The 25,975-nt window shown below is 39.4% G+C and carries 12 protein-coding genes and 1 pseudogene; all 13 read right to left on the reverse strand.

The window, feature by feature from the left end; genetic code table 11:
* Nucleotides 1-532 precede the first annotated feature (532 nt).
* Nucleotides 533-1,444 carry a peptidylprolyl isomerase PrsA gene (locus tag Hs30E_RS01400; protein WP_172207437.1) on the reverse strand — a complete coding sequence of 304 codons (912 nt, stop codon included), beginning with the start codon at nucleotides 1,442-1,444 and terminating at the stop codon, nucleotides 533-535.
* Between the two features lie 63 nt (nucleotides 1,445-1,507).
* Complete coding sequence (locus Hs30E_RS11060; RefSeq protein WP_172207466.1) at nucleotides 1,508-2,176, reverse strand: O-methyltransferase; 669 nt, start codon at nucleotides 2,174-2,176, stop codon at nucleotides 1,508-1,510.
* Between the two features lie 135 nt (nucleotides 2,177-2,311).
* Nucleotides 2,312-2,734 (reverse strand): annotated as a pseudogene (locus tag Hs30E_RS11455) (GNAT family N-acetyltransferase); the annotation flags it as partial.
* On the reverse strand, nucleotides 2,735-4,537 hold the full coding sequence (gene pepF, locus Hs30E_RS01415) for an oligoendopeptidase F (protein ID WP_172207438.1): 1,803 nt from the start codon (nucleotides 4,535-4,537) through the stop codon (nucleotides 2,735-2,737). It lies immediately after the preceding pseudogene.
* A complete protein-coding gene (locus Hs30E_RS01420) occupies nucleotides 4,521-5,519 on the reverse strand; it encodes a competence protein CoiA (protein ID WP_172207440.1) in 999 nt (332 codons plus the stop codon). The genes pepF and Hs30E_RS01420 overlap by 17 nt, the downstream gene beginning before the upstream one ends.
* A 54-nt stretch (nucleotides 5,520-5,573) precedes the next feature.
* The gene (locus tag Hs30E_RS01425; RefSeq protein WP_172207441.1) at nucleotides 5,574-6,188 is read right to left on the reverse strand and encodes a uroporphyrinogen-III synthase; all 615 of its coding nucleotides are present in this window, start codon (nucleotides 6,186-6,188) and stop codon (nucleotides 5,574-5,576) included.
* Nucleotides 6,176-7,069, reverse strand: coding sequence for a hydroxymethylbilane synthase (hemC, locus tag Hs30E_RS01430; RefSeq protein WP_172207442.1), 894 nt, complete (start codon nucleotides 7,067-7,069; stop codon nucleotides 6,176-6,178). Before hemC ends, Hs30E_RS01425 begins: the two co-directional genes overlap by 13 nt.
* Nucleotides 7,056-7,496 carry a precorrin-2 dehydrogenase/sirohydrochlorin ferrochelatase family protein gene (locus Hs30E_RS01435; RefSeq protein WP_172207443.1) on the reverse strand — a complete coding sequence of 147 codons (441 nt, stop codon included), beginning with the start codon at nucleotides 7,494-7,496 and terminating at the stop codon, nucleotides 7,056-7,058. Before Hs30E_RS01435 ends, hemC begins: the two co-directional genes overlap by 14 nt.
* On the reverse strand, nucleotides 7,468-8,220 hold the full coding sequence (locus Hs30E_RS01440; RefSeq protein WP_172207444.1) for a sirohydrochlorin chelatase: 753 nt from the start codon (nucleotides 8,218-8,220) through the stop codon (nucleotides 7,468-7,470). Before Hs30E_RS01440 ends, Hs30E_RS01435 begins: the two co-directional genes overlap by 29 nt.
* Complete coding sequence (locus Hs30E_RS01445) at nucleotides 8,162-9,643, reverse strand: amino acid permease (RefSeq protein WP_172207445.1); 1,482 nt, start codon at nucleotides 9,641-9,643, stop codon at nucleotides 8,162-8,164. The genes Hs30E_RS01440 and Hs30E_RS01445 overlap by 59 nt, the downstream gene beginning before the upstream one ends.
* A complete protein-coding gene (gene cobA, locus Hs30E_RS01450; RefSeq protein ID WP_172207446.1) occupies nucleotides 9,643-10,605 on the reverse strand; it encodes a uroporphyrinogen-III C-methyltransferase in 963 nt (320 codons plus the stop codon). The genes Hs30E_RS01445 and cobA overlap by 1 nt, the downstream gene beginning before the upstream one ends.
* Nucleotides 10,595-12,211, reverse strand: coding sequence for a nitrite/sulfite reductase (locus Hs30E_RS01455; protein WP_172207447.1), 1,617 nt, complete (start codon nucleotides 12,209-12,211; stop codon nucleotides 10,595-10,597). Before Hs30E_RS01455 ends, cobA begins: the two co-directional genes overlap by 11 nt.
* A 180-nt stretch (nucleotides 12,212-12,391) precedes the next feature.
* Nucleotides 12,392-25,792, reverse strand: coding sequence for a mucin-binding protein (locus Hs30E_RS01460; protein WP_172207448.1), 13,401 nt, complete (start codon nucleotides 25,790-25,792; stop codon nucleotides 12,392-12,394).
* Nucleotides 25,793-25,975 lie beyond the last annotated feature (183 nt).

A 25,975-nucleotide genomic window follows, 5' to 3' on the forward strand; every position in this document is an offset into this window, starting at 1 on the left:
TATTTGCCAAAGTCACCTCGCAACTTGAAAGAGTTACTTTAAATCTCCAAAATCTGACTGCCGTCAGGCTTCGTCATCATAAAAGGCTTGGAACTTTCCCATAAAATGCCGTTGATGATTGCCGAGTTTATCAGTTATTTCAAATTTGCCACCGCTTGACCAAGGATTCCGTTCAAATTTGATACTTCTTCATGACAAGTATCTTTGTGAAGTTTTTATCAAATATAAAAGACAACAATACACCGTAAGCAAGGGGCGCAAAACCGCGGTACCACCCTTATTCACGATGAATCATCGTCTCAGTATCCTCAACCAATCATTTGGTTAAGGTATAGCATTTGATAAGGTAGTTAGCTCTACACGTTATAGTCGTTTAACTATAAAAATTAACACTTTTGGTTAGAGCCACCACTTCGCCGTTGACTAATCTATCTCAAAAGTTACGTTCGCTTTTTATAATTAAGCAAGTATATAATTTGCACACATCAAAAACCGATAACTCTCACCACCGCTATCTCTCTGGTTGTTTTGATTATTTAGAGGTTTCAGTCGAAGCTGTCACTGCTGCTTCATAATCTGAGAAAATCGCTGAAAACTCTTCTGGTTTCACTTTAACATTGTATTTTGTCAAATATTTGGCAAAGATACTATTCACAAAAGTTATATCAGACATTTTTTCTGACGTAATAACTTCTTTAAGCTCTTTTTTATACTTTTTCCAGTCAGTTCCTTTGTCAGAACTTTTAATCATTTTAACAACATAATAAGAAGTTGTGCCATATGTTGGGTCAGCAACAGGAATCGGTTCGGCTGAAATTTCGCCTTCTTTGAGCTTCCAAGCAGCCTCTTTTACCTCAATTGGTACTTGCGTATCAGCAGAAGTGAACTTCGTTTCAGCTTCTTTTTCTTTAGCCGTCTTATCAAAAGCTGCACCATCTTTTTTACCATCAGCGATTGTTGTCTTAGCTTCTTCTTCATTTTGCGTTGAGATGATATAAGCCTCAACTTCTGGATGATAAGTTTCAAAAGCTTTTTTATAATCGTCATCTGTAATTTTGATGTCTTTTTTGATTGCCATTTGTTGCAAAAGTCCAGCGCGAATAGACGCTTTAAAGCTCTTTTCAGTCAAGTTGGCCTGCGCCAAAGCAGCTACAAAATTTTCCCCGATAGATTCTTTTTGTTTGTCAAAATCTTTCTGAACATCAGCTTTCGTCAATTTTTTACCAAATTCTTTTTCAAAAATTTTGTTCAATGTCATATTTTGCAAAATCGTTTCTGCACCAGTTGTTGGTTGAATTTTTTCCTGTTCATAAAGGTCAAGAACAGTAATCGTGTCCCCCTTCATCGTCACAATATCAGTATTTGTACTATCTTTAGAACACGCCACCAACATCATCGCCGAAAGAGCTGTCACAACAACAAGCCCCATTTTTTTCAATTTCATTTTTTACTACCTTTCATAATCATTCTTGATCATTATACCACAAATTCTATTTAATAACTTAAATTAAGCTAAATTAATGCTTGCTATATTCTTACGAATCATCAAAATGCCGTCACCAAGCGGGAGCAAAGTCGCTGTTAAATCTGGATTTGTTAAAGTTGCCTCAAACAATTTTCGCAAACCACGATAAATCGCACGTTGACCACGTTTAATCTCAGATTCATCCAAAGTCACATCGCCACCTTGAAAAACATCGTCAATGACAACAATACCGCCGATTGACAAACGTTTTAAAATTTCTGGCAAAAAAACGATATATTTTGATTTCGCTGAGTCCATAAAAGCAAAATCATAGGTATCACTCAGACTCGTCAAAACATCAACCGCATCGCCTTCAAGCAGTTTTATCTGCCTACGCACATCATATTTGGCAAAATTTTCACGCGCCAAATCAGCCATTTCAGAATTTCGCTCAATGGTTGTAATCTTAGCACTTGGCGAGGCTTGCGCCATTAAAAGTGCAGAAAAACCAATCGCTGTCCCAATTTCTAGGATGTTTTTAGGCTGCAAACTCTGCAATAAAAATTGAAAATAAACAACCGTTTCATGCGGAATAACTGGCACGTTTTCAGCATGTGCAAAATTTTCAATCTCAGCTAAAAAACCATGCAACTGTTTTTGCTCAGTTCTCATAAAGTCAACAATTTCAGGCTTAACAACAGGTCTACGCATATTAGGATTAGCATGCTTCGTGTAAGATTTGACTGTTTTTGCCTTCTTCAGATGAATCCAATAACGCGCTAAACGTTTTGTTTTGCCATTTTCATCAAATTCGATAATATTTTCAAGCAAACCACCAACTTTTTCAATCGTCTTACGACTAGGAAGATTGTCCTCAAGCGCTGTAATTAGCACGTCAAAAATACCACGCTGACGGTATTTTTCAAATGCAAACTGTAAAAGTTCGGTCATAATACCTTGTTTTCGATAAGACAAAGCTGTCCGATAGCTGATATGACCAATTTGGCTCAAATTACCTTGTTCAAGCTGCCAACAACAAGTGATACTTGCAGCAATATCGCCCTCATCCGTGATATGATAATAAACCGTCATCGTCGAATGCTCAGGGCTGTTCGGCGATGTTTCGTATTTTTTAGAGTCATCAAGATAAGCGACAAAATCTGTGTGTTCTGTTATTTGCACAAAAATGTTATTTTCAGTCAATAATTCTTGTTGAAATCGCATGAAAGCGACTTCGTCTTGTCTTTTTAAAGTTCTAATTTCTGTCATTTATTTGTGCGCACCTTTTTTGACAAGCGTTTCAAGCTCAGTCAAACGTTCCTCAAAAACAGCAAAAGCCTCCTCAAGATAGGTGTCACACAACATATCAACACCAGCACGTTTAATCACATCTAGCGGATAATCTGATTTTCCCGCACGCAAATAATTGAGATAATTTTCCTTGTCACTAGCTTTTCCGTGGACAATTTTATTTGCCAAAGCACTTGCCGCAGCAAAACCAGTCGCATATTGAAAAACATAATAATTATAATAAAAATGTGGAATCCGCGCCCATTCATATTGAATTTCAGGATTGTCAACCGCTTTCAAACCATAATATTTTTCGTTGAGACGCGCATATAGGTTATTAAGATAGTCGCTCGTTAAAACAGTCCCATTTTGATCGGCTTGATGAATGGCATGCTCAAATTCAGCAAACTGAGTTTGACGAAAAACAGTGCCTTTGAAACCGTCAAGATAATGATTGAGTACAGCAAAACGTGTTTTATCATCCGTTATGTCTGCAAGTAAAGTCTCAGTCAAGATATTTTCATTAGTCGTTGACGCAATTTCGGCGAGAAAAATGCTATAATCACCATAAACATAAGGCTGTGTTTCACGTGTAAAAGTTGAGTGCATGCTATGCCCCATTTCATGCACCAAGGTAAATAAATTGTCCAACGTATCATGCCAATTTAAAAGGATAAAAGCATTGCTATCATAAGAACCACCCGAATAAGCACCTGAACGCTTACCTTTATTTTCTTCAACATCAATCCAACGTTCATTGAAAGCACGTGCGACATTTTTACTATACTCGCTACCAAAAATCGCTAGTGTTTCCTGTGTTTTGATAATGGCTTCTGGGTAGGTAAAATTGTAATCTAAGTCAGACAAAGGTGCATAAATATCTGACATCTTAAGGTCAGTGATACCAAGGACTTCCGCCCGAAGTTTCAGATAACGTTGCAACAAAGGCAAATGTTTATTGACCGCCGAAACTAACGTATCGTAAACCGTCTCTGGCACATGATTAGCAGCAAGTGCTAGCTCACGCGCTGAGCGATATTTGCGCGTTTTAGCAGTAAAATTGTGCGCCTTAACATTGGTTTGGAGCGTTTTCGCATAGGTATGTTGATATTGCTTGTAGACACTGTAAAGCGCCTGATAAGCACCCTTTCGCACCTCACGATTAGGAGATTCTAACAAAGAAATGAAATTACCATGCGTTAATTGCACGGTTTCGCCCTTGTCATTTTTGACTGTTGGGAAAATGATGTCAGCATTGTCAAGAATTTCAAAAGTTTCAGCACCCGCACCAAAAATCTCACTGGCACCTGCAAGCAAGGCTTCTTCAACATTTGACAAAACATGTGCTTTATTTGCCAATAGTTTTTCAAAAAAATGAGTATATTTTTCAAGCATAGGTTCACTTGCGACAAATTCTGCCAATTTTTCACTTGACAAGGTCATAAATTCTGGCTCATAAAAAGCGAAAACTTCACTGAATTTGGCATAAAGCGATGTCACTTTGGCCTGATATTCCTGATAAAGACTAACAGTTGTATCTTGGTCATTTTTCATTGCCGCATAAACATAGAGCCCTTCAACCGCCCGCTCTAGTGCAAGCTCAGACTCCGTCACGCGCAACAATTCCGCACCTGATTGCGTCAAACGCCCCACCAAATCTCGCGCACCATCCAGCTTATCGTTTATCGTCGCAAGTTCTGCCTCAAAGTCCGCATCCGTTGCGAAAACTGTTGACAAATCCCATTTATATTTTTCATCAATTTCATCACGTTTTTTTACCATTTTTTGCTCCTTTTTCACTTTCTATTTTAGCATAAAAAGCAGGCGGATACACCATTTTATTATTTTTATAATTTAGAAAATGGTGGTAGTAACTTGTAAGGTCAGCTGTTATTTGACAAAAATCATCACTTGATAACGCTTCAAATTGACAAGTCAACATCTTCAAACCAACGGGTGCTATCGTGATTGGGAAATTCGCGATAGTCAAGAGATTCCGACCATTTCGATAATATTTTTCTTGAATTTTCAACCATTTGGGATTCTGATAATAAAGTTGGCGTGCGATAAATTTTGGTATATTCTGCTGAATTTTAATCGCCAATTTTGCAGAAGTTTTATCAAATGGCGTTCTTAGAATTTGCAGTAAATTTTCAGAACCAAAATCAAATTCTCGTGTCAAATACTGCAATTTTCCAGTCAACTCTTCATGAATTAGATATTTCAGACGAATTTTCTCATATTTTAAGTCCAATTCCCAATAATAAAAGCCAGCATTTTGCGAAAAATAAAGTAAATTTTTCTTGAGTGTCGAAAGCGACTCGCCTAGCCACAAGTCCTTTCCCATAAGCCATAAAACAGTATAGCCATGCACTCGATAATTGTCAGTTCGCTCGCGCAAACGTTGCGTTGTCAAATGACTGCACTGGATTTCAATGGCAATTTGATTATTGATTAGCAAATCTGGCGTTTGTTGCAAGTCAGGCAAAAACTGCTCAACAACAACTCTTTCGGTCTGTTTGAACCACTGGTACAAACGCTTTTTCAGGGTTAAATGTTGAAAACTTTCATTTTCAGAAAAATGCTGACAAACTTGCAAAGAAATATGTGCAAAATGTGGCATTTTGACAGCACCATTTTTTAAACGAACCTGACTTTTGCAAGCAGGACAACGCAAATACTGTTTTGACAATTCAGCCAAATCACTTTTCTTGATCTCTAGCAAATTCACAATTTCGTTCGTTTCGCCAAGTGCCACTAGCATAAGATAACCTCTCACTATCTTATACGTAAAAAAAAACGATTTGCTCGCATGATTTTAAATATTTTTAGAAGAATAATTAGCCACAAATTCCCGTGTCGTCCTACCGTCAGCATAAAATTTGAGATTTTCAGCTTTTATTTCCATATCAATAAAACGCTGAAAAGTTGACGGCGAGCTGAAATACAAAGCCTTGACTTGCGCATCAAATAACTGAATTTTAAGCGTTTCTCTCGCATTTTCAGGCAAATGATTTTCGTAAACACTGGCAGATATGAGGTTGGGTAAGTGTTTTTCGATATAATTATCTGCTAAGTTGGACTTGGGATAAAAAATCGCCCCCACTGGCTTGGCGTTAGAAAATGACTGCACAAAATCAACTTTAGTGGCAACAGATGAGATAAAATCAACTTTGCGATTTAACTTTTCTGTCACTGCTGCAGCCGTTTCCTTGCCAATCACAGCGATTTTCTTATCTGCTAAAAAAAACGACGACAAAAACTCAAGAGGCGACTGGCTCGTTAATAAAACCCACTCACATTCCGGTTCGTCAAAGGAAATAGGAAGAATTTCAATCAAAGGAACTGAAATCAGCTCAAAGCCACGTTTGGCAAAATTTTCCGCCTTGCGTTTGAAATGCCGTGGTAAACCTGTATAAATCATTTTTTCCATAACAATTTTTCCGCTGCTTTTCTACCTAAATTTTGAGGGGTTTCACTCATCAAGATGACTTTTTTCCCCGAAATTTCGCGATTTTCTGCTAAAAAAGCTGTTAATTGCCAAGTTTCGCCAATTTTTTCCGCATAGGCACCAAGTGGTAACTCGCAATTGCCATTTAAAACTTCGAGAAATTCGCGTTCTATGGCAACTGCTTGTGCAGAGACATTATCTGTGATTTTCTCTAATATAGTCAACATTTCAATATCATCTTTTCGGCATTCAACTGCTAAAGCTCCTTGTCCGACAGCTGGCACACATTCAGAAATGCTGAAACGCTGAAAAGTCAAGTCTTTTAAGTAAGCCATGCGCGCAAGTCCTGCCTCGGCTAAGATAATCGCATCAAATTCGCCATTTTGGAGCTTAGCTAATCGCGTTTCTATTTTGCCACGACTATCTGTGATTTTTAAATCTGCTCTCAGCGCCAAAAGTTGCAAATCTCGCCGTGAACTTGACGTGCCAATCACAGCATTCGGCGGTAAATCAGCTAAAGACTTAACAGCTGAATCTCTAAAAATCAGCACATCATTTACCACAGCCCTTGGCGCAATTGCTCCAATCGTCAAACCCGACAGAAGTTTGAAAGGCATATCTTTAGCCGAATGCACCGCCAGATCAATCTCGCCCGTCAAAAGTCCCGCCTCAATATCCTTAACAAAGACACCTTTTCCGCCAATTTCTTTCAAAGAAATATCTAATAATTTATCGCCCAAGGTTTTGGTTGAAATGATTTCATAGTCAAAAAGCCCGATTTTTTCTCGGAGCAAGTCAATGATAATCTGTGTTTGGCGCATGGCAAGCGGACTTTCCCGCGTACCGATTCTAATTTTTTTCATGTAAAAATGTGACTAACTTTTCTTTTATTTTTTTAATTTCAGATGGGTTGAGACCACCAGAACTCAGAGTTATTTTAATATTTTTATAATCAATTTCTGCCATCGAAAAAAAGGTTGACTTATCGTGATTGGTCGTGTCATTGAGCAATTGATAAGGCTGAATTTCTTTGACAATTTTTTGGTTGGTTAGTTGATCAGACGTACAGATAAAAATCATATCATATCCTGTGGTATCGCCTATTTGAAAGGGTCTGCGCAATATTTTGTTAGCTGAGACAAGACTTGCTATCGTCTGAGAAATGTCAGGTGCAATCACGGTAATGTCCGCATTTTCTTGTGATAGCCGTAAAATCTTGCGCGTTGCGACTTTTCCGCCACCAATAACAAGGATTTTTGTGTCACGTAAGTCGTATAAAATCGGTATCATACTGTTTCCTTTCGCGGATAATGTCGGCAAGTGCAGTTATCATGCGAGAATCAAAATTGAGCGGTGTCGTAAAAGCAATCGTCGGGTCAATCGCCCAAACGCTCTTATGAATGCGTTTTTTAACCAAATCGCCGTCATACAAAAAGAAAGGAATAACGGTTTGACTAATGTTATTTTCTAAATTTTCGCTAATTGCTTTATCATAATTGCCTTTACCTAGATAATCTACTGCCCGAACAATTTTACTCGTTTTTTCTGAGAGATTTCGGGCAATAGTCTCTAACATAACTGAAGATTCTGCAAAATGTCGCGTACCGTGTGCCAATAATATCACCTCATCTGAGGTAATTTGCGCCACTTTATCACTGAGAATCTCAAAAATCGGCTGTTCGTCGCCAAAATTTTTGAGTAATGTGACTTGAACATGCGGATATTTTTCTGCAATAAAGGCTAGTTCGTTTGGTATATCAACCAAGGTGTGAATGGCTGGAAAAAGTAAAACTGGCACGACAAGAATTTCGCTAGTCCCCTTTTCTATCAAGCGTTCAGCGACAATTTCAATCGTATCAGTTTGGCGCTCCAAATAAGCAATTTCTTGCAAATTTATAATTGTTGCTGTTTCTTGACCAACTTTTATAAGAAGATCAGCTAATTGCGCATTTTTTTCAGGAATTTGACTGCCGTGAACGACGTAGAGGATTGATTTCATTGGCTTTTCTTTCATATAAGTAGTTGGCTAAAATGGCAAAAATAAGGGGTCCGATGATGAGAAACAGCGTTGCTATCACACCATTAGAGACGATTGTTGTGTAAATTTCAAAACCAATTGCAAGTAAAACGGTCATGACAACTGAACTTGCTAACACCCTTGCTACTGCTGAATGTTTGACTAATTTCAGATAATCTGAGGTAAATTTTTCCTTGAAAAATGGATAGGCTGTCGCAACTAGCAAATAGGGCAAACTTCTTGCGAGATTTGTCATCAAGGTCAACTGATTATAGAGCGTGGTCACAAGAGGTGTACCGACTGAAACCAGCAAGACAAAAGCCCCTATAATCATAGCTTGCGCACGAACTGCTTTAAAATGGATACCGTTTTCATTCGTTTTCAGCAACTTATCTGGAAAAATCTGCCTGTTACCCGCATGGAGCAAAACCTTCAACGGCGCATAACCAATCGTAGCAAGGAGCGCGAGGTAGGCGGTAAACATGACAAGGGCGGTGTAGCGGACGTAGAGTTCCGAAATCAGCGGACTGTTTGGCGCAATGTTACGTGCAAGCTGAGACATTAGCGCATACATGAGATTACCGAGATGTGTCTGCGTGTTGGTCGTGACAGTCGTCCCCATACTCCAGCTGACAATAGCCAAAAAGTAGAAAATCAAGACGATACCGCCACCTGCTAAGAGCGCTTTGGAGAATTTATTGTGCTGATTACCGACTTTCTCGACAAGACTTGACACGGTGTCAAGCCCACCAAAAGCGGTTATCGCAAAAATCAAAAAAGGCAACTGTGAGATAAAACCTGTCAGATTTGTCGTTTCAAAAAAAGTTTTAGAGGTTGCTGCTTTTTTCAGATTCGGCAGAATCATGTCTGGGTGACTAAGTGACAAAATAAGATTTGTCCCAACTGTCAATATCAGGAGACCAATCATCAAAATACTTGATACATACATGAGCTTTGCGATTTTCAAAAAACCGCGATTGATAATGGTCGTTAGCATTACAATGCCAAATATCGTCAATATCGTCAGCACCATTTTAGCAGAAACCCCAAAAATCGTAGTCATTTGCGATATATCTTTTCCAAAAATAAGCAAACCAAAAGGAATCCAAAGTTTGAGAAAAAGTGACGTCATCCAAACAAAATAGCTAGCATACCAGATAAAAGTCGTGATAAAAGCGATTTTCGCCGATAAATTATCCGCCAACCAATCATAAAGCGAGCTTTGAGATTTGGGATAGGCACTGGTAAACTCGGAATTGATAATCGCAAAAGGCAGAAAATAGAAAACGGCTGCTACTGCTAACCAAATCAGCGATTTTAGTCCCATTGTAAAAAAAGCTGTGGTTGAGCTAGAAAATGAGAAAACCGTTGTCGCAATAACAAGAACAAGCCGTTTGAAAGTAAAAATTTCCTTCTTCATCAGATTAACGCATCCAAATCTGCTTGGCTTGTACCGTCACGAAAAACGATTTCATCAAAATTCTGTGTTAGTCTTACTTTGTCAAGATTAGCAAAGCGATTTTGGCGCTTTTCTCCAACAAGGGTCAGCCAAATATCTGCACCTTGTGACGTAAATTTTATTATTTCTTCAAATTTTGGTAGTTGCCGCCTGACAAGCAAAATTCGCTTGCCAAATTTTGGTAATTGTTGAAACCATGAATTGTCAGAGCCAAATTTAACAGCATGACCAATAACTATCAGTGCTGGATTTTTTGGTGCTTTTTGAACAAGATTAGCTGATAAGTCTCCCAAATTTGAGAGAATTGTTCGCTGACTTGGTAATGTGCCATTTTCAATCACAGCAATCGGCATGGTTTCAGGAACAGCTTGACTTGATAGAGCTTGTAAAATAGCTGGTAAATTCCCAACAGCCATATACAAAACAAGTGTTGTCGCTGTCAATGTAGCGACCAAATCTAAATCAGCAAAATCTGCCAAAGTTTCATGCGGGGTCATGATCAAAACACGCTCCGCAATACCACGCTGCGTAATCGCAATATCCGCATAACTACTCACACTACTTGCAGCAGTCACAGCTGGTACGACTTCATAGGGAATATTCTCAGCTCGCAAACGCGCCATTTCTTCGCCAACGCGACCAAAAATAGCGGGGTCGCCACCTTTCAAACGAACAACTGATTTATTATTTTTGGCAAAATTCACAAGTAAGTCTTCGATTTCAGATTGGCTTTTAGCATGCGCATTAGGAGCTTTACCAACGTAGACCAATTGGGCTTCCTCCTTGGTTAGATACAATAAAATTTGATTAACTAAGCGATCATAAACAACTACATCAGCTGATTTTAACAAGCGCAAACCTTTTAACGTCAAAAGTTCAGGGTCACCAGTTCCTGCACCGACGAGATAAACTTTATTGGTCATGTCGCGCTAGACTCTCACTCAATTTATCTTGAAATGGTACTAGACCAATTCGCTCAAAAAGGTCATAAAAAGTTTCATTTTCGTGTTTTTGTTCTGCGTAGACTGACACCAAATCCTTAACCACTGGCAATAAGATTGACTTAGGTACTTTGCCTTTGATGTCCTCATTAAAGTGTCCGTCATTTAATAACGTTCCACCAATAGCAATTGTAAACGCCTCAATCGGCTGACGATTTTTATCACGCGCAGCAACACCTTGAATGCCAATATCAGCAATATTGCGATGGGCACAAGCATTCATACAGCCTGTCAAAATTACACGAACAGGACGTTCAAACTGGAAGTTATCGTCCAGATAAGTCAAAAGTTGACGTGAAATATCTTTGGTTGATGTCAAGGCAAGATTGCAATATTCGTTACCTGTGCAAGTCATGCCGTAATCTTGAAAACGCGACGTTTCAAGCGAGAACCTCTCGAAAATCGGTTGCGCAACAACTTCCGCCAAATCAGTATCTTTGATAAATGGTATCAGCAGATTTTGCGAGTGATCAAAACGAATTTCATCACGACCATACTGCTCAGCGATTTTGGCAAATTCTGCCAGATCCTTGGCAGCAATCCGACCTGTTGGCACACTAACACCAATATAAGAATAGCCTGATTGACGTTGGGGGTGAACACCTAAAACTAAACCATTTGACCAAGAAGTCGTTATATTTTCGCCTGCCGATGCAAGTGGTCCAGTGAGTTTAAGTAACTCATCTGTAAATTTTGCAACGCCCCAATCTTCCAGTAAAAATTTAATTCGAGCCTTGGCACGATTGCGACGATAACCATGGTCACGATAAATGCGCACAACTGCCTCAGCTACCTTAACCACTTGAGAGGGCTTAACAAACAAGTCCAAATATTGCGCTAAATAAGGCTTAGCGCCCAAACCACCGCCAACTTTTACGGCAAAACCTTTATAGACTTGACCGTTAATTTTCTTAGTCGCAGGCAAAAATGCCAAATCATTAATTTCAGCATTGGCAGAGTTCATCGTAGATGCCGAAACAGAAATCTTAAATTTGCGTGGCAGATTAGAATAATCTGTGTTTCCTTGAAAAAAAGTATGTACTTTCATGAGTGTCGGTGTCGCATCAAAACATTCAAACTTATCAATGCCCGCAAGCGGATTACCAATAACATTTCGATTAATATCGCCTTCAGCACCACGTGTTGTCAAGCCAACAGCCTCGATTTCAGAAAAAGTATCAAGTAGTTCAGAAAATTTAATGTTATGATATTGAACAGATTGACGCGTTGTGATGTCAAGAAAACCACCGCCACGCCTTAAAGCAAGATTAGCAAGCAATTTAGCCTGAGCAACAGTTATCATTCCCGCTGGAATTTTGACACGTAACATAAACTTGCCATCAGTTTGCGGCTTTTGCACCGTTAAACCCGCATATTTGAAGTACATATAGTAATATTTTGAGATGTTCTCCCAAGGTGTGTTGATTATTTTAGAAAAATCGTCAAAAACTGCCAATCCGTCTTTTTCAAGTTTGGCAATTTCGTTTTTATTTAATTTTTCAGTCGCCCAAGTGGCTACATATGTCATATTTTCCTCCTTTATTTGGACTTCAAGCTAATTTTCAAGGTATCTGACTTAAAGCTACTATCAGTTTTATTGTAACATCAGATGAATAAAAGCGACTTTTGATTTTTTTATCAGGCATTAAAAAAAGTTAATGTAAATTGAACTTTACATTAACTTTTAAATTCTTATCTTGCGACAAGACTAGCTATAACGAACACTCACATTTGCTTGTGGGTCATCAAAACTTACAAATGCGTTATCAACCGTTGTTTCAACATTATAGCCGTCAACAGCTATTTCAAAGCTGATAGCACCTGTCATGCTGTCAATCACGACTTGTGCATTGTCTGAGCTATAAGTTGTTGCACTTGCACCATCAAAATACGCCATTTCAGCATCAGCTGCAAGCTGTTTACCCGTTAATAAATCAAGCGAATATTCCCGTGAAAGTCGAGCGCTTAAGAGCATTTCTTGAGAGCTTTCAGCTCCTTGCTTAAGCAAATCAACCGTGAATTGCACTTCTTTCGTTTCAAACGCACGTTTTGTACCATGAACGAAACGAACAGAATAAATCGTATCAGCTTGGCATTCTGCTGGATTGCTTGGTACATCAGTTGATTTGATAACATAACCTCTAGTACGATAACTTGCCAAAACAACCTCGTATTCTCGGGCTGTCAGAACCGTCATCGTCAACATACGATTAGGAAAGTCACAGATAAGCGTGAACGAAATCGGATGATAGTTTACCGTCAACACGATATTTTCAGGCTTAGTTGGCTGTTCAAGTAAGGCATCTACCACGACTTCCGAACTTTCCGTTGCATAGCCTACCACAAGTGGAGAGGCTATCGGTTGCAAAACAGTAACAGGTTGATAACTTATCACGCCTGTTACGAGGTCAGTATCAATTTTCCAATAAATAACCTGAACAGTCGGTGCCAAATGTTGCGCTTTTGGCAAGCCAACGTAAACAACCATTAGTTTGGTCTCATAGTCAACTTGTGTATGTTTATGCTTAAGATGAATAGTCAGCACCTGATCAACCGTCTCATCTGCCTCATAACGCGTTGCTTGACGACTGTAATCAGTCACATCAACATATTGAGCAGGATAAGGTTTGTGGATAATCGTTTCATCCGTTTTTCCTGTCACTGGATAGCTATCCAAAATTTCACCGTCATTATCATCATCAACGACTGTAACCGTTACCTGTTGCGCATTTGCCGTATAAGCAACTGTCAATACCAAATCTTCAGGTTGAGTTATTGTATCAAGTAACTCAGGTGCTGTTACCTCAGCAAAACGTGTCGTATAACCAACAACAGATGGATTGGGGACAGAAATTGGCTGTTGCATTGGCTGATAAGTCGTGATACCAGTCACTTCATCCAAATTCGTTTTCCAAGAAATAGTCTGAACATTTAGCGGCAACTTTTTATCTTCCGACAAACCGTCGTAGCTAATGGTAAACTTAGTTTCATAAGTATCCCGCATATGTTGATGAATCAAATGAATCGTCGCCTTCTGATCAGCGCTATCATTGGCATCAAAATGGCTTGGTAAGTGACGATAATCAGTCACATCAAGATACATGGCTGGACAATCTTTAGGATAGACAATCTGTTCATCCGTCTTACCAGTTAACGTATAAGTCTCAACTACTTCGCCATCTTTTTCATCATCAACAAGTATCACGACAACTTTTTGTTTATTTGCCGTATACGTCACTTTCGCCGTCAAATCGCCAGGTTCAGTCGTTCTTGCAGTCAATGTCGGCGCAGAGAGTTCTGCGAACTTAGTCCCATAACCTAAAACAAGTGGATTTGGTACAGAAATTGGTTGTGTGAGTGGCGTATAAGTCGTTACATCAGTCACGTCATCATAGTCTATCTCCCAAGCAATTGATTGATTATTTGGTTCTAATTTTCGATCTTTTGGCAAGCCAACATAAACGACCATGACCTTACTTTCATAAGATTCTTTGTGATGCTTATGGGTCAGATGAATCGTCACATTCTGAGCATTATTAGCAGCAGTCTCCTGAAAATGTGTCGGCAAACTGCTGTAATCCGTCACGTCACAATAACTATCAGACCATTCTTTGCGATAATCAATCAGTTCATCTGTTTTACCAGTTAAAGTATAACTGTCAAGTATCTCCTCGTTATTTTCATCATCAACAATTGTAACCGTCAGCGTCTGCTCAGTTGCCGTATAGCTGACAAATGTTTCAACAGATTCAGGTGTCGTCAGACTCTCCAGTGGCATAGTCACAAGAACAGTCGCTTTATCAGCTGTATAACCTGAGATAACAGGACTCGCCACAGGAGTTATTTCTGTCACAAGTTGATACATCAATTCGCCCGTTACGTCATCCTTATCAGTTTTCCAAGCAATCGTTTGAACAACTGGCTCAGGCTGATTAGCTTCAGGCAGACCAGTATAAATCACTCGGTTACTTGTTTCAAAAGTGCCATAATCATGGCGATGCGCCAAATGAATCGTAACTGCTTGCGCAGCACCATCAGTCGCTTCAAAGTAGCTAGGCAAATTGCTCTCGTCTGTTACCTCAACATAAATAGATGCCCAATTCTTACGATAATTAATAACATCATCCGTTTTACCAACCAAGGTATAACTATCAAGGACTTGGCCATCGGTATCATCATCAACAACCGTGACAAGCACTTGTTGCTCGGTTGCCGTATAGGTCACTTGCGCTGACATATCTTTTGGTTCAGTCGTCCGCTCCGTTAATTTGACAGGCGCAATTTCTGCTTTTGCTGTCATATAACCTGATACAATAGGATGAACCACAGTATTAATAGTCGTAAGCGGCGTATAAATTGTAAGACCTGTTACATCATCAGTATCTGTTGACCAAGAAACCTTTTGAATCACTGGTTCAATTTTTTTCTCATCAGGTAAGCCAACATAAATAACCGCTACATTTGTTTCAAAAGTACCAGATGTATGGCGATGTGCCAAATGAATCTGCTCAGTTTGCTCAGCTGTCGTCTCTCCATCAAAAATCCAAGTAAACTGCTCCCCTTCGCCATTATAAACATAATGCGATAGTAAGGCATCAGCTTCATCAGCCAAAACAAAAGTATGTTCAGAACCCGACAAACCAGCTCGTTTTGTCGTGCCAATCACTCGACCATTATCATCATCATCCACATAAGCCAAGGTAATCTTTTGCAAAGTTGGCTCATAAACAATTGTCACATTACCAAAAAGATTAGTAAAATTCGCTTCGCCACTTGCAACGATTGTCTCAGTTACCTCGCCATTAATCGGCAAGTCAAAACTAATCTCTCCTGTTGCAACATCAATCACAACTTGACGATTGTCTGAGTGATAAGTTTCAGCACTCGCATTTGCGACCTTGGCAATATTAGCAGTGGTTACCGCTCGATTCGTTACCAAATCAAGGGAATAGTCATGCGAAATCTCTGCCGTCAAATCTATCTGTTTATCTATCTCAAATCCTGTCGCCATTAACGTAACCGAAAAATCAGCAGTTTTCGTTTCAACAACACGTTTACTATTGTGAACAAAACGAACCAAACCACGTATCTCGTTTAAATTAATATCCTTGAGATTTAAGCTATCAACTGGCTTACCGTCAAGCAATGGCAGATAACCATCCGTCAGGTATTGCGCTAATTCGACTTTAAATTCAGCAGCTGTCAATTTGCTCTTAGCAAGCGTTCGACCAATCGTTTCATCAATGAAAGTGAAATAGAAACTCAAAGCAGTATAGGTAACCGTTGCAAAGACATCTTCAGGTTTAGTTGTTGATTGACCAAATCTCGGTGCAACAATTCTCGGCTTGTCAGCTTTAAAGAAATCAATAGGAGGACTTGGCACTGGATTAACCACTGTAATAGGCTTATAGTTAATAATGCCCGTCACTTCGTCCTTATCAGTTTCCCAACTAATCGTTTGCACATTTGAGTCGAGCTGTTTATCATCTGGTAAACCAACATAAGCAACTTGCGCAACTGTTTCAAGCGTACCAAATGTATGCCTATGCGCCAAATGAATTGTAATCGCCTGACCACGCGTAGTCGTTGCCTCATAATAATTGACAAAGCTATCATAATTCGTCACATCTTCATAGCTAGGTAACCATTTCTTTTGGTACTCCAACGGCTCATCCGTTTTACCAATCGTAACATAACGCCCAATCACTTCGCCACGTTCATCATCGTCAACAATCGTCACAGTCACTTTTTGCATATCAGCAGTATAAGCAACAGTTGAGAGCAAATCTTCAGGTTTTGTCGTTGTTTTGACTAATTTGATTGTGTCAATTTTTGTTTTTTCAGGTGTATAACCTGGAATAACTGGACTTGATACAGAATTGATAGACGAGCTTGGCGTATAAAGTGTGACACCAGTCACTTCGTCTTCATCACTTTCCCAAGAAATCGTTTGAACAATTGGTTCAAGCATTCTAGCTTTTGGCAAGCCAGTATAAGAGACGGTTGCACTTGTTTTAAGTGTATCTCGTGTATGTTTATGCGCCAAATGAAGCGTTACGATTTGCTCGACTGTATCATCATAGCGATTTGAAACTTGCTGATAATCCGTCACATCCTCATAACTCTCAGACCAATTTTTATGATAGTCAATCGGTTCATCGGTCTGACCAATCAACACATAACTATCAACAAGTTCACCGTCATTGTCAATATCTAAAACATTGACAGTCACTTGTTGCTCATTTGCCGTATAAGCAACTAACATCTCAATCGTTTCAGGTTGATCTGTCGTTTCAGCCACTTCGATCATCACTTCTTCATACTCGGCTGTATAGCCTGAAACAATCGGACTCGGCACAATCGGCAGTGAATCAACTGGTTTGTAAGTTGTAAATGCCGATACTTCATCCGTATCAGTTGTCCAAGAAATCGGCTGAACAGTCGGCTGACGTTTCTTATCTTCTGGTAAACCAGTATAGACAATTCTTGCCATTGACTCATACGTTCCTTGCGTATGCTTGTGCGCCAAATGAATCGTTACCATTTGACCGCCACTTGCAGCAAAGCGATTTGAAAGAAGCGTATAATCTGTTACATCCACATATTTATCAGACCAATTTACTTGGTATTCAAAACTATCATCAGTTCTACCTTCGACAATGTAGCTGTCAACAATTTCACCCTTATTATCATCATCAACGACAGTTACAGTCACATCTTGCACATCTGCTGTATAAGTAACAGTCACCAATAATTCTTCTGGTTTAACAGTTCTCTCAGCCAGTTCAGCCAAGAAAATTTCTGATTTTTCAGGCGTGTAACCGACAACAACAGGACTAGGTACAGTTTTAACAGGCGTGACAGGTGTATAAGTCGTCATACTAGTCACTTTGTCCTTGTCAGTTGCCCAAGAAATTGTCTGAATATTTGACATTAATTGCTTATCATCAGGCAAACCTGCATAAACAACAGTCGCTTTGGTTTCAAGTGAGCCTTGCGTATGGTCATGCACCAAATGAAGCGTTATAATTTGCTCATTTTCATCTGCTTGATAACAATTTGGAATGTTATCATAATTAGTCACATCAACATAGCTAGTTGACCAATTTTTATGGAGCTTAAAGACTTCATCAGTTTTACCAATAAGGACATAACTATCAATAAGTTCGCCATTTGCCTCATCATCAACAACACTAACTTTGACTTCTTGATGATTCGCCTCATAAGTCACCGTAGCAGTGACATTTTCAGGCTCAGTTGTTGTCTCAGTCAAGGCAAGCGTAAATGCTAATTGACTAGCTGTATAGCCAGCAATAACTGGACTTTGTACAATAACATCTGTCATCACAGGCTTATATGCGATAACTCTCGTTACCTCATCTGTGTCCGTTTGCCAAACAAGCGTTTGACTATGTACTGCCACTTCCTTATCCTCAGGTAACCCAACATAATTAACAGTTAGCAAAGTTTCAAAGGTAGCCGCCGTATGCTTATGTGTCAAATGAATCGTGACAACTTGATTAACACCATCTTTATCATCATAGAAATTAGAAAAACTGTTGTAATCCGTCGCATCAACATAGCCAGGCAAACATTTTTTGTGATAATCAAAAGGTTCGTCAGTTTTTCCAGTCATCAAGTAACTATCAATCGTTTGATTTTGCTCATCATCAATGATAGTTACCATTACTTTTTGCTCATTTGCCGTGTAAACGACAGTCGCCGTCCTATCTTCAGGTCGGGTCGTCGTTTCTTTTAAGTTAATCGCCGAAACTTCTGTTTTTTCAGGCGAATAACCCGAAACACTCGGACTTGATACAGCATTGACAACTGACTTAGGATAATAGGTCGTTATGCCTGTTACCTCATCTTTATCCGTTATCCACGTAAGTGTTTGATTATTTTTTTCAAGCTGACGCGCCTCAGGCAAGCCTAAATAAATCACACTTGCATTTGTTTCAAGTTTAGCTTGCGTGTGCTTATGTGTCAGATGCAACCTGACAAGTTGATCTGCTGCATCATTATCATCATAATGCGTTGGCAAAAGCTGATAATCAGTCACATCTTCATAAGTTGTCGCCCAATTTTTCTGATAAGTGAAACTTCTACCGGTTTTACCTGTCAATACATAAGTTTCGAGAATCTCGCCATCATTATCATCATCAACAACTGTCACTTGCACCTTTTGCTCATTTGCCACGTAAGTCACAGTTTCTGATGAATCTTCAGGTTGGGTTGTCATCTCACTTAAATCAACTGGCAAAATTTCAGCTTTTTCAGCTATATAACCTGAAATAACAGGAGTTGGCACAGCATTTATAGCCGTAACTGGCGCATAAGTCGTGAGTTTAGTCACTTCATCAGTATCAGTTTTCCATGAAATCGTCTGAGTTGTCGGCGCAAGTTCTTTAGCTTGCGGCAAACCAAAATAGGTTACAGTTGACCTGGTTTCATGTGTCCCTAAACTATGCTTATGTGTCAAATGAATCGTTACCGTCTGTTCATTTTCGCTATCAGCTTCATAACGATTTGAGATAGCGCTATAATCCGTCACATCTTGATAACCATCAGCCCAATTTTCTTGATACTCAAAAGTTTCATCAGTCTTACCTTCAACAACATAGCTGTCAACGAGTTCGCCGTTTTTGTCATCATCAATGACCCTAACAGTTACTTTTTGAACATCTGCCGTATAGGCGACAAGTTTCTCAATATCTTCAGGTTTAGTCATCGTTTCAGCCAATATTGCTGGAAAAACATCTGCACTTTCAGCAGTGTAACCTAAGACAAGAGGACTTGTTACAAGATTGATACTTGTAAGCGGTGTATAAGTCGTCACATCACTAGCCAAATCGGTATCTGTTGCCCATGAAACTGTCTGAACACTTGACTCTAGTTGCTTATCTTCTGGCAAACCAGTATAGGTTACCGTTACACTCGTTTCATATGTTCCTGGTTTATGTTTATGCCACAAATGAATCGCGATGACTTGCTTATTTTCCTCATCTGGCTCAAATTTATTTGGCACTTGACTATAATCAGTCGCATCGAGATAGTTATCTTCCGACCAATTTGGATGAATCACAATCGGTTCATCTGTTTTACCAGTCACAACGTAAGTAACAATAGTTTCATTCAGATCATCATCAATGACAGTGATTTTTATGCCTTGCATATCAGGCGTGTAAGTTACCGTTGTCGTGAGATCTGTTGGTTCAGTGGTTGTCTCAAATAACGCCGCCGAAACTTCCTTCTTATCAGCAGTATAACCTGCAACAACTTGACTGACAATGAGATCAGCAGACGTTAGAGGTTTATAACTCATAACTCCTGTAATCTCATCCTTGTCAACTTCCCAAGAAATCGTCTGCGTTTTTGGTTCAATCTTTTTATCATCAGGCAAACCAGCGTATTCAATAACTGACAAGGTTTCAAGCCTACCTTTTACATGATTATGCGCCAAATGAATCGTTATCGTTTGATCAATACCGTCATTATCATCATAAGTAGTCGCAAAATTGTTATAATCTGTGACATCAAGATAGCCAGCTTGCCAATTTTTTTGATAGGCAAACGTCTCACCAGTTTTACCCGTAAGTGTATAGCTGTCAACAACTTCAGCGTGTTTGTCATCATCAACGACAGTTACCATCACTCTTTGCTCATTGGCAAGATAAGCTACCGTCGTTGTCAAGTTTTCAGGTTTCGTCTCCGTTTCAGTCAACTCAATTGCGGCAACGCCAGCTATTTCAGCAGTATAACCTGCGATAGTAGGGTTTGGTACACGATTCGCAGACATCGTCGGTTTATAGAGCGTAACACCTGTCACTTCATCTCTATCAATGTTCCAAACAATCGTTTGAATCGTTGGTGCTGGTAGTTTAGCTTTTGGCAAACCTGCATACTTCACCACTGCCTGTGTTTCATATGTGCCTACTGTATGCGTATGCGTCAAATGAATCGTTACAAACTGTGTGATTTCTTCATCCCTAGGGGCTTGATGTACCTTAGGAAGCGTACTATAATCCGTCACATCAAGATATTCAGGTGGCCAATTCGTCTGAAACTCAAAAACTTCATCTGTTCTACCAATAACTTCATACCTGTCAACAATGTCATTGTCATTGTCATCATCAACAACATTTACGATAACTTTCTGCTCGTTAGCCGTATAAGTTACTCCTGTTTCAATATCATCTGGTTTTATCGAAGTTTCATCCAAATCAAGCACCGCAAGTTCTGCTGTATCAGCCGTATAACCTAAAACAATTGGACTTGGCACCGCAACAAGTGTCGTCAGCGGTCGGTAGCGCACATCGCCTGTCACATCATCAGTATCAACTTCCCAAGAAATCGCCTGAATATTTGAGGTAGGTTGTCTATCCTCAGGTACACCCAAATAAGACACTATCGCTTTGCTTTCAAACGTGTCTTTTGTATGATGATGTATCAGATGAATCGTTACTGTTTGCGCATTATCATCAGCTATATAGTAGTTCGAGATATTGCTATAATCTGTCACATCTTGATAAGCAGTTGACCATTTCTGTTGATAAGCAAACGATTCGCCTGTTTTACCAGTGACAACATAGCTATCAATAATTTTACCGTTCTTATCATCATCAACAACCGTTACCGTTACTTCTTTGGTATTTGCCGTATAGGCAACCGTCATCACTATATCTTCAGGCTTGGTTGTCGTTTCTTGCAAGTCATCAAGTAAAACTTCTGACTTCTCAGCCGTATAACCTGCAACAGGTGGACTTGGAATCCCTTCAATGCGTTTTTCAATTTTTTTGCTGAGAAAAGTGTAGTTGACATGACCAACTTTAGCTGAGCTTGGCGCATCACTAACATTTGAAATAGGCTTATAAGTCGTGATATGCGTGACTTCATCCGTATCCGACTCCCAAGAAATCGTCTGAATCATAGCCGCAGGTGTCAGCTCAAGTGGCAAACCAGTATAGCTAAGAGTCAAAGTCGTTTCATGCGTGCCTTGCGTATGCTTGTGTCTCAAATGAATCTCAACAATCTGTTCTTTATCTGCCTCCTCATAAAAAATCGCAAGACTACTATAATCTGTCACATCAAGATAATCAGCCGGACAAGTCCCCTGATACTCAAAAGGTTCGCCAATTTTTCCAGTGATAAAAAGGCTATCAATAATTTCATCATCTTTATCCTTATCAATAATATTGACAAGAATTTTTTTCTCAGTTGCAATATAAGCAACAGTTGCCGTCACATCTTCGGGTTGGACCGTTGTTTCAAGAAGTTCAGCAGGTAAAATTTCTGACTTTTCAGCCCTATACCCCAAAACTTCTGGGCTTGGCACGCTCGTTACAGGCGTAAGTGGCGTATAAGTCGTAAGCCCCAACACTTGGTCTGTATCAGTTGCCCAAGCAATCGTCTGACTTACTGCTGCTAGCTGAAGTTCTTCGGGTAAATTCGCATAGACCACCGTAACTTGTGTTTCATGCGTTCCTTGCGTGTGTTGATGCTTCAGATGAAGCGTGATAGTTCGGTCATCATCTGCCTCATAACGAGTCGAAATACCACTATAATCTGTCACATCAAGATAATCAGCTGACCAATTTTTCTGAAACTCGAAACTAGCATCAGTTTTTCCTATAATGTGGTAGCTATCAACAACTTCCCCATTAGCATCATCATCAACGACAGTTATCGTCACTTCCTGATCATTTGCCGCATAAGTAATCGTCATCTCAATAGATTCAGGTTGCGCTGTCGTTTCACGCAATTCAAGCGTCAAACTTTCCACATTTTCAACCGTATAACCAGAAATCTCAGGACTTGCTAAAGTCGTAACAGGTGCAGACGGTATATAGGTCATGACACCTGTCACTTCATCTGTATCAGTTGTCCACGAAATTGTCTGAACAGTCGGCTCAAGTTGCCTAGTCTCAGGCAGACCACGATAAAACATCGCAACACTTGTTGCAAAAGCACCTTGACTATGCCGATGCGCCAAATGGACAGTCACCGTTTCGTCAGCCGTATCATTGTCATCAAAAGCTCGATCAAAATAATCGCCCTCGCCATGATAACGATACTTTTTCAATTTTTCATCGCTTTCAAAATCAAGTTGAATGACAGAACCAACCGCCCCTTCTCGAACAACAGTCCCTATTTCTTCGGTAGTCTCATCATCAACATAACATAGCGTGATTTTCCGAAATGGTGGGACATAATTAACAGTCAAATTAGCTTGCAAATGATCAAAATCAGCCACATCGCCATCAACTGTTATGCCTAACATCTCGCCCTCAACAGGTATATCAAAACTAATAACACCCGTTGCACTATCAATTATAATTTGTGATTGATTTGAGCTATAAATTTCAGCACTTGCACCGTCATATTTTGCCAAATCAGCACTTGGGACTTCATCTCCAGTTACCAAATCAAACGAATAATCACGCGAAATCTCAGCAGTCAAAATAAGCTCTTGCGGTGCAATAAGATTATCTTTGGCAAGCAAATTAGCCGTGAAATTGGCAAGACGCATCTCAACCGCACGTTTCGTACTATGACTTAAGAAAACCGAATATTCCGCATCAGGCAAACGCTCACTTGGGACATTATTTTCCTTGATAATATAACCTTTAGCTTGATAACGTTCCAATTCTTTTTCAAACGCATCAGCTGTTACCGCTAATGTTTTCAGTACTTGCCCGATACTTTCATCATGGAAAGTAACTGTAAACGTCATCGGACGATACGTGACCGTCACGACTAAATCTTCAGGTCGCGTCGTGACCTCATCAGCTTCAGCTGCTACAACCGTCTCAACATCAACCGTATAACCAACGATACTCGGACTTACAATCGTCTTTGGCACAGTCACTGGTTGATAAGTCGTAATACCAGTTGCCTCATCAAGATTTGCTTTCCAGTTAATCGTCCGAATAGCAGGCGCAGGCTTTAGCAAGTCAGGCAAGCCAATGTAGTTGACCAACAAAGTCGTCGCAAAAGTATCCTGAACATACTTATGTTTAAGTTGAATCGTAATCGTTTGCGCAACATCCTCCAAATGATTAAATGACTTCGGTAATTCCTCCTTACCTGAAATATAATCATAACCAGCAATATCAACAAATTCATAAGCAATCGTTTGATTGAACTTACCATCAATTTCATCTCTCAGGATAATCTTATCATCATCAGTCACATCAACATAGTTGATAATTATTTTTTGTGGTTGCGCTTCAAAATAATATTCTTTTTTCTCAGCAATATCTGTTGTCCCACAAGAAATCAGCTCATCCGCAGAAATAGTCGCTGCAATTTTAGTCAATTCATCAGCGAAATAATCAAAAATAGTCCCCAAATCAAGCGTATGACTAAGAACCGTCTCGCCAGCCGTTGTCAAATTATAGCCAGAAAATTCTGGCAAGGCAACATTTTCATCATTTGCCACAACCACTTGTTTGCGATCAAGCACCCAAGAAATCTCAGAAGTATTTTCAACCTCACGCTTACCTTGAATCGTGATCTCAAAAGTCTGCTGCAATTCATCTTCAAGTTCATTATCAAGAAAATACAAATTGGCGCGTTGATAAGTCAATTGCGCCGTAAGCGTTTCAACCACCAAGTTATAGGTTACCGTTAATGTTATATTTTCGGGCTGAACAGTTGTCTCAACTACCGCAACATCAACATTTTCCTGATCCACAGCATAATCTTCAATAACAGGACTTGACACCTCAAGCATCTCAGTCAAAGGCTTATAGGTAACAACCTCAGTCACTTCATCCTTATCACATTCCCAAGAAATCGTCTGAACATTATCCTCTAGTTTCAGTGCTTCTGGCAGACCATCATAGTGAATCGTAACAATCGTTTCAAGTGCCTCAACCTGATGTTTAACCCTTACTTTTATCGTCGCAACTTGCTCAAGTTCATCATCTGCAGCAAACGTCAAGATAGCCTCTGGCGTTTGCAAACTACTGCTAACAAACTCGTAACCTTTTAAAGTTTCGCCAAAAATCGTTGGAAAAATGGTATTATACTCGGCAATATCCCTAATTTGACCATCAGAGACAGCATATTCATTTGTCACATCATCAATAACTTGCGTATGCAAAATCTTATTGCTATCTTCTTCAGATACAAAATCAATCGTCATTTTTTGTGACTTTGGATCATAATCAAAAGGACCAACAGTTGTCTCATCACGTTCTTCAACTGCTTCATTTGAAATATCTAAATAGTCTTCATCTAACGGCACAACCTTTAATTTGTCGCTAAAAAAATCATAGACTGTTCCCAAATCAACATGAGTCGAAAAAGGAATATCAGACGTCTCTCTAAGTGAATAGCCTGAAATAATGGGCAGATCTGTTTTATGATTTGACGACAAAATCTGCTCACGATCAACAAGCCACTCAATATGAGTTGGGTCACTCTCATTTCTACTGCCGACAATTATCGTCTCAAAAACATGCGAAAAAATACCCAACTCCGCATTGTCAACGTGTTCACCGCCGCGGTGGATGAAATAAGTATTATCACGGTAAAAAGTGAGGATGGCATTGATGTCATAAACTCTTGAATCTTCAACATAAGTCACAAAATCAATCTTATCAATCGGCGTTTCCGAATTGCCAGTTTGATAATCTAAGGTCATATCAATCGGCGCAACACTTAATTTATCGGGTCTAAAGCCCACAACGATTGGCGTTTTGACTACTTCAGAAAAACTTGAGCCAATGTGTGGCGTAAAGCGACTTTCTTTTGTTACCTCATCTCTATCCTTGTTCCAAATAATTGTTTGAATATTTGGCTCAATAGCTAGATTATCAGGCAAGCCTAAATAGACGACCGTTGCAGTCGTCATATACATGCTTACCCTGTGTCTATGAGTCAGATGAATCGTTTTTGTCGTCTCTTTACCAAACTCCCACTTAAATATTTGCTTTTTACCAGCAACATAATTTTTCAGTTGTTTATCTTCCCCAAAGATAATCGTCTGACTTGAACCACGTAAACCTCTTCTAACTTTTTCAGTAATAACGCTACCCTCATTGTCGTCATCAACAAAAGTCAGCGTGATTTCTAATTCATCATCTTTATTTTTAGTTGTCATCATCTAAGAAACCTTTGAATACTGCAATTATTTTTTATTCTAAACAAGATATATATACTCCTATATTATAATAACATTTTCAAGACCAAAATTCTAGTGCCTAAGAAAAATTGTTTATTTTTCCCAAATAACATTACGTTTCATATATACATAACACCACTAGATATTAGTTTTCACCAACGC

It is taken from the genome of Pseudolactococcus hodotermopsidis (assembly GCF_011170085.1).
In the GTDB taxonomy this organism is placed as follows: Bacteria; Bacillota; Bacilli; order Lactobacillales; family Streptococcaceae; genus Pseudolactococcus; species Pseudolactococcus hodotermopsidis.

What these genes read in the sequence shown, in the direction of transcription:
- Hs30E_RS01445 (WP_172207445.1), bottom strand. Translation starts at nt 9,643, where the DNA reads ATGAAGAAGGAAATTTTTACTTTCAAACGGCTTGTTCTTGTTATTGCG.
- Hs30E_RS01400 (WP_172207437.1), bottom strand. Translation starts at nt 1,444, where the DNA reads ATGAAATTGAAAAAAATGGGGCTTGTTGTTGTGACAGCTCTTTCGGCG.
- cobA (WP_172207446.1), bottom strand. Translation starts at nt 10,605, where the DNA reads ATGACCAATAAAGTTTATCTCGTCGGTGCAGGAACTGGTGACCCTGAA.
- pepF (WP_172207438.1), bottom strand. Translation starts at nt 4,537, where the DNA reads ATGGTAAAAAAACGTGATGAAATTGATGAAAAATATAAATGGGATTTG.
- Hs30E_RS01420 (WP_172207440.1), bottom strand. Translation starts at nt 5,519, where the DNA reads ATGCTAGTGGCACTTGGCGAAACGAACGAAATTGTGAATTTGCTAGAG.
- Hs30E_RS01460 (WP_172207448.1), bottom strand. Translation starts at nt 25,792, where the DNA reads ATGACAACTAAAAATAAAGATGATGAATTAGAAATCACGCTGACTTTT.
- hemC (WP_172207442.1), bottom strand. Translation starts at nt 7,069, where the DNA reads ATGAAAAAAATTAGAATCGGTACGCGGGAAAGTCCGCTTGCCATGCGC.
- Hs30E_RS11060 (WP_172207466.1), bottom strand. Translation starts at nt 2,176, where the DNA reads ATGCGTAGACCTGTTGTTAAGCCTGAAATTGTTGACTTTATGAGAACT.
- Hs30E_RS01455 (WP_172207447.1), bottom strand. Translation starts at nt 12,211, where the DNA reads ATGACATATGTAGCCACTTGGGCGACTGAAAAATTAAATAAAAACGAA.
- Hs30E_RS01440 (WP_172207444.1), bottom strand. Translation starts at nt 8,220, where the DNA reads ATGAAAGAAAAGCCAATGAAATCAATCCTCTACGTCGTTCACGGCAGT.
- Hs30E_RS01435 (WP_172207443.1), bottom strand. Translation starts at nt 7,496, where the DNA reads ATGATACCGATTTTATACGACTTACGTGACACAAAAATCCTTGTTATT.
- Hs30E_RS01425 (WP_172207441.1), bottom strand. Translation starts at nt 6,188, where the DNA reads ATGGAAAAAATGATTTATACAGGTTTACCACGGCATTTCAAACGCAAG.